This is a genomic window from Italian clover phyllody phytoplasma str. MA1, from assembly GCF_000300695.1.
GTDB lineage: Bacteria > Bacillota_I > Bacilli_A > Acholeplasmatales > Acholeplasmataceae > Phytoplasma.
In genome coordinates this window covers 1-6,424 of the sequence record NZ_AKIM01000027.1, presented here as the reverse complement: position 1 = coordinate 6,424, position 6,424 = coordinate 1, and the positions used below count along the sequence as shown (strand labels likewise).

The 6,424-nt window shown below is 25.7% G+C and carries 4 protein-coding genes; all 4 read right to left on the bottom strand.

The window, feature by feature from the left end; translation table 11 throughout:
* Nucleotides 1-321: 321 nt before the first annotated feature.
* Entirely contained in the window at nucleotides 322-1,026 is a 705-nt protein-coding gene (locus RI01_RS01670) for a hypothetical protein (protein ID WP_017192932.1), read from the bottom strand.
* 103 nt (nucleotides 1,027-1,129) lie between these two features.
* Complete coding sequence (locus RI01_RS01665; protein WP_017192931.1) at nucleotides 1,130-1,465, bottom strand: hypothetical protein; 336 nt, start codon at nucleotides 1,463-1,465, stop codon at nucleotides 1,130-1,132.
* A 652-nt stretch (nucleotides 1,466-2,117) separates the two neighbouring features.
* Complete coding sequence (mgs, locus tag RI01_RS01660; RefSeq protein WP_017192929.1) at nucleotides 2,118-3,323, bottom strand: alpha-monoglucosyldiacylglycerol synthase; 1,206 nt, start codon at nucleotides 3,321-3,323, stop codon at nucleotides 2,118-2,120.
* A 58-nt stretch (nucleotides 3,324-3,381) separates the two neighbouring features.
* A complete protein-coding gene (locus tag RI01_RS01655; protein WP_017192928.1) occupies nucleotides 3,382-5,562 on the bottom strand; it encodes an ATP-dependent helicase in 2,181 nt (726 codons plus the stop codon).
* Nucleotides 5,563-6,424: the final 862 nt, after the last annotated feature.

The window sequence follows — 6,424 nt, the reverse complement described above, 5'->3', positions numbered from 1 at the left end:
TCTAATTCATTAAAAAGAGATAATAATTCATCTTTATGACGAAGAGCAAAATTATGTTGTTAAATTAAATTTAAAATTATTAATTCTAATTCTTCTATATTTTTCTTAACATATTGCAGAGGTCTAAGGTTTTTTGTTTTTTCTCTTTTTTTACGGTTGATTTCATCAATATTTGATTGAAATTTATTTATTATACTATTAATTTTATCGTTACAAACCGTTTCCTTATTTAAAGAAGTAAAAAAGGTAAATTTTTATTATTATATTTTAAATTATCAATTACAATAATATTATTTTTTTGTTTTTTAGAATTAATCTCTATTATTCCTGGCGGAATTGGTGGGTTTGAATTTTAATTAGGATTTTATTATCAAATGCTTTTTCTATTTCAAATTTTAACAAATTAGCTATTTGTAAATAATCATTAACATTTGCTTGTGGCGGAGCAATAATAGTTAATTCAATTATTTGATTATTATCTGGAAATACTTTTTTAAAAAATTCTTTTGCTTTATCAAGATTATATTCATAATCTCGAATATTATCTTTATGTTGTTGAGTATAATTCATTATAATATCAGGATTACCAAGTAAAAATACTCCATCTGGTAAAAAAGAAATTGTTGGTTTTTCATAAACAACTGTTTTATCATTGTCACATTTATTTAAATCATTTAATAATTTATTATTTCTATCGATTGCATAAAATAAAGCTTTTATAAAATTTATATTTTTAGTAATATTTTTTGTTGGATCGACTTCGCCAAAATTTAAATAAAGAGATGTCATACGCCAACCATTCAAATCATTTATATAATTAATTTGATAATCATTATTTTGATATTTTTTGATTTTTTCTTTTGTATATGGACTAATTAATGATAATTCTGTCAGTACTCCTTTATCAAATGCTTGTTCTAGTTGTTCTTGTGTTTCAAATATATGAATTTCTATCGATTGATAACAGTCATTAAGAATTGATCCATTTTTGTTTAGTTTATATAGTTCATTATTTGCAAAATCCACTATTTTATAAGAACCATATGAAATAAAATAATTGATTTCTGTACCATAAGAAGAATTTAATGTTTGACCATTAACATCAATATTTAAAGAATTTTTATATGTTTCAATAGGAACAAAAATAAAGTTGTTTGTTTAAAAAATTTATAATGTCTTTTAATTTTTTTTGAATTGGTCGCGATTGTCCTGGCGTTCCCTCCCATGAAACTTCAAATTTTTGTTCACCATCACAAGATACATTTTTAATTATGTATTTTATTCTATTATCAGATTTTTTTAATTGCTCCAAACTAAATAATATATGTTGAGCAGTAATTTCTTCATCATTAATAAATTTTATTCCTTTTTTTAAAGTAAAAATAAATTTAGAAGCAGACAAATCTAAAATTTCAGATGCATTATTTTTATCAATATGGAGAATTTCAGAATCATCCCTTATCAATTCTAATTTACATAAACTATTATCATTTTTTAACTTATCTTGATTATCAAAATTAAGATAAGGGGTTGTACAATATTGAAAAATTTCTTTTTTTTAATGGTTGGGAGGCTCTTATTTCAAAAGGGTTTAAAGTAATAGGGTTATTATTCATTTGTATATCTTTAATAATACCTTTAGAAAAAATTTTATTTTGCGATGTTTTATCTAATTGATTTTTTTGTCTTGATTAGATTTTTGTTTTTTAGACTTGTTATAAACCCAAATTATAAGTATTACAACAATAATACTTATAATAAATATACTTAATATGATTAATATTTTTTTATTTTTATAATTCATACTGTAAATTTATAATTATTTTCTATTAATTTTTTTAATATTTTTAATAAGGATACAAAACATTTGTTCAAAAAGAATACAAATTACTTTTTCAAATGCTTTGTTGATTATTCTTTCTTTATTTCTTTTTTTATATTATCAAAAAACTTGAGCGAGAAATAGCAGTAAATTAGCTTTTTTGATAATATTAATATTCATTATAACAAAAATAAACCAAAAAAACAATCTTTTTTCTTTTTATTTTGTAAAAAAAAGTATCAATTTAAGGAAAAGTCTGTTTTTATAGTAAAAAAAGAAATTTGGACCAAAAACATTAAGAGTTGTTTGGTTCCGAAATTTCTTTTTGATAATGAACTAAAGATTGTTGATAAACTTGGATGATTTTTTCAGCAAATATTTCTTGACTATAAATGGCGACTGATTTTTTAGCTTTAAAAGCTAATTTTTGCCCTTCTTGAGGGTCTTGAAATAAAAGAGTTAACTTCTGTATTAATTCTTCTTTAGTGCGGTAAAATAAACCATTTTCACCCTCTTGAATAACACCTTCCAACACTGGATCATAACGTACTAACAAAGGTAAAGAAGCAGCCAGAGCTTCAATATAAGTTAATCCTTGTGTTTCAAATAAAGAAGCATTAAGAAAAACATCGCCTAATTGATAATATAAACCCAACTGTTGATAAACCACAAAACCTAAAAAAATTATTTTATCAGTTAAACCGAGTTTTTTAACTTTTTTGGTTAAATTACTTTTATCTGGGCCATCGCCAATAATAACAAATTTACTTTGAGGATGGTTAAGATGGAACGCAGAAAAACCTTCGATTAAATAATTAATCTCTTTTTCTTCAGATAATCTGCCTACATAAAGACAAATAAAATCATCTTTTAAACCTAGTTTTTCTTTTAATTGGCGAATTTCTTCAGAAGATATGTTTTCTTGATAAAAAGGCTTTAAATTAAAACCAGTAGGAATAACGTGATAATTACTTTCGATAAGATAACACTCTTGTAAAAAATTCAGCACTTTAGGAGTCGGAACAATAACCGCCTCCACGGTGGAAATATTTTTAGTCAATAATTTATCAAAATATTTTACAATAGTTTTTTTCCACATTTTTAACCAAAAGTTTTGGTTCATTTTGATGAATTCAATATACATCGTGTGAAAAGTATAAACAACAGGTAAATTAAGTTCTTTTGCCGTATAAAGACCTAAAGAACCAATGCCAAATTCAGTGTGTAGATGGATAATATCTAAATTTAGATCTTTTAATAAAGGCAGATATTTCTTATAACTAACCACCCAACAAAAACCTTTTAAAACTTTCAGAGGAACTGTCAAACCTTTGATCCTGATAATATGAGGATCTTTTTCTTCTTTTATTTGTGGCGAATTAGGAGTGATAATATAAACTTCATGCCCTAAAGCTTCTAAACCTAATTTTAAAGATTTAACGGAAACCACCACGCCATTAATTAATGGTTCATATGAATTTGTAAAAAGACCTATTTTCATTTTTATACCCTCTACTTATTCACTTTATTTACTAACATAAAAGATATTGCCGCCTTTTTTATTCATCAAAAGGATGATTCTGTTTTTGTAAAGTAAAAGCTAAACTTTCCACTTTTTTAAACGAAGGATGTTTGATGTCTAATTTTTTTATTCCGTAAGGAGGTAAAAAAGAAATAGTGATTAAAGGTATTTTGATTTCTATGACTGTTCCACGACCAAAGGTATTATGTTCTACTTTATCGCCTATTTGGTATAAAAAAGCTTGATGAGGATTAGCTGGTCTAATTTTCATAGTTTTATTAAAATAAGTATCATTAAGATTAGTTAGATGAAAATTCATTTCTTTCACAAAAGAAGAAATTTCTAATTTCACAAATTGCCCGTATTTCCTTCTTTGTGCGACACTAGTAAGATATAAACATTCTTTCGCTCTTGTAATAGCGACATAAGCTAGGCGTCTTTCTTCTTCTAAATCAAAAGTATTGTCAGGATCTTTACTATTGTTTAAAGGGAAAATATTTTCTTCAAAACCAATAATGAAAACCACTTTAAATTCCATCCCTTTTACTTTGTGGACAGTAGCTAATTTAACTTGATCATCACCATCTCTTTTATCTTGACTATATAAAGATATTTGATCTAATAATTGGTTTAATTTTTCCAACAAAGTTCCTTCGAATTCTGTGTTCGCTTCAGCGAAAACATTTTTCAATTCTTGGATATAATCTAGAGCGTTTTGAGCTTCTAAAGAATCCGGCTTTTCTCTTAAAGTATCAGAATAACCAACTGTTTTATCCACATAATCGACTATTTCTTCTAATTTATTAAAAGAATGGGAATGTAATTTATCTTTCATTTTTTGGATTAAAGTTTGAAAAGAAACAATATGTTTGATAATTTTGGAATCAGAAGGATAATAGTTTAAGGCTGTAAAGAAAGAAAGGTTTTGATTTTGACTGATTTCTTCGATTTTTTGAAAAGTTACTTTACCTATTTTTCTGCTCGGAACATTAATGATTCTTTGGAGATAAAAATTTTGATCAGTATCCATTAAGACTTTTAAATAAGCTATTAAATCTTTAATTTCTTTTCTTTGGTAAAAAGAGATATTGCCTAATATCTTATAAGGAATCCCTTTTTTCATTAAATTATTTTCAAAAAGACTTTCTAAAGTATTATAACGATATAAAATAGCGACATCTCCATAACGATATTGGTTTTTAGCCACTAATCGATCAATTTCTTTAATGACAAAATCAGCTTCCAAATCAGCGTTAACAAATTGGTTAAAAAAGACCTCTGATCCATCACCTAAAGAACTTTTTAATTCTTTACCGAAACCATTATGATTTTTTTTAATCAATAAATTCGCTTTTTTTAAAATATTATTAGTAGAACGATAATTCTGTTCTAAAATAATTTTTTTAGCTTGAAAATCTTGCACAAAAAGATCGTTATTTTCTTTACTAGCGCCTCTAAAAGAATAAATATTTTGATCCGGATCTCCTACAGCGAATAAATTACGATGTTTTTCGGCTAAAAGTTTTAAAATTTGGTATTGATGGAAATCAGTATCTTGAAATTCATCGACTAAAACATGCAGAAACTTATTTTGGTAAAAAGTTCTAATTTCAGGATAATTTAAGAATAATTCATAAGTATAAATGATTAAATCATCAAAATCGATTAAATTATTATTTTTTAAATAAGTTTGATAAGCATTATATATTTTTTCAATATGATGATCCATCGGAGGAGCATCTTTTCTATGAGGATTTTCCGTTTTAATTAGATAAATTTGTTTTTTTAAAAAAGAAGGCAAGTATTTTTCAGAATCTAAATTAAGCACTTTAACAACATCTTTAATAATTTTTTTAGAATCGTTATCATCTACAATATTAAAACGCGAATCATAACTGTATGACAAACGATTGATAAAACGTTTTAAAACTTGAAAACCAAAAGCATGAAAAGTATAAATATTAAGAGCTGCATTAGGAATTTGGATAATATTTTGCACCCTATTTTTCATTTCTTTAGCCGCATTATTAGTAAAAGTAATAGCTAAAAATTTATCATAAGGAATGTTTAAATGTTGAATTAAATAAGCTATTCGACTAGTTAAAGTTTTGGTTTTACCTGTTCCCGCCCCAGCGATAACATAAAGAGCGCCTTCTGTATAGATAACAGCTTTTTTTTGTTGTGGATTTAATGTTTCTAACCATGATTTTTCTAACAAAATGAGTACCTTCTTGTCTTTGTGAAAATGATTTTTTATTTTAAAAAGAGTAATATTGCAAAAAGATGATGGACAATAACTACTTTGTAATGTAATAATATTATAACAAAATAAGCTGCCTTTTTATAAAGGATAATTGCTTATATAGGAAAAATCCGTTTAGCCAGCTAGGCGAGGAAGTTGTCAATTTAATGACTGCAATCTGAAGATGTCGTGATTTTAATATACTCATCAAAATATATATTAAATGTCTTCCTCCCTTATCGCTACTCAGAATCTTGCGATTCCTTGAATACCGTTCATGATAAGTTTAACAATTACTCCATTTTTGCGCTCTTAGTGTCATTTAAGTCCTTTTCCGTGTCGTTTGGTTTATTCTTACGAAATCCTATTGTCTGTTGGATTTTGGACTCAATCCACTTTCAGGTTCTGCTGTAACTCTGATTTCTTTCTAATATCAGACCCGAACCAGTGAATTCGACTATTAGAAAATCGTGCAGTTTCGTTAAATCTGCTAATATTTAGGTATCTTTCTCGCCCTGATGATTGTCATAAACAAGCAACGAAGATTATTAAAGAAAATAAGTCATTATTAGATAAAATAGCTAATTTGCTTTTAGCAAAAGAAATTATCAACAAAGAAGAACTAAACTAATTAGTTCAACAACTTCATTAATTATTAATTTTAAATCCCAAAAAGGTTTTCAATGCGTCAACAATATTTGCAAAACAAAAAAAGAGACCATACAAAGAAATGCGCTGTTCCTTTTTTTAATACAACTTTTGTCTTTAAAATTATTCTTTAAAACTTAAAATTAAGTGATAATTTCATATCTTTTCAAACTAACAAAGTATTTTCATT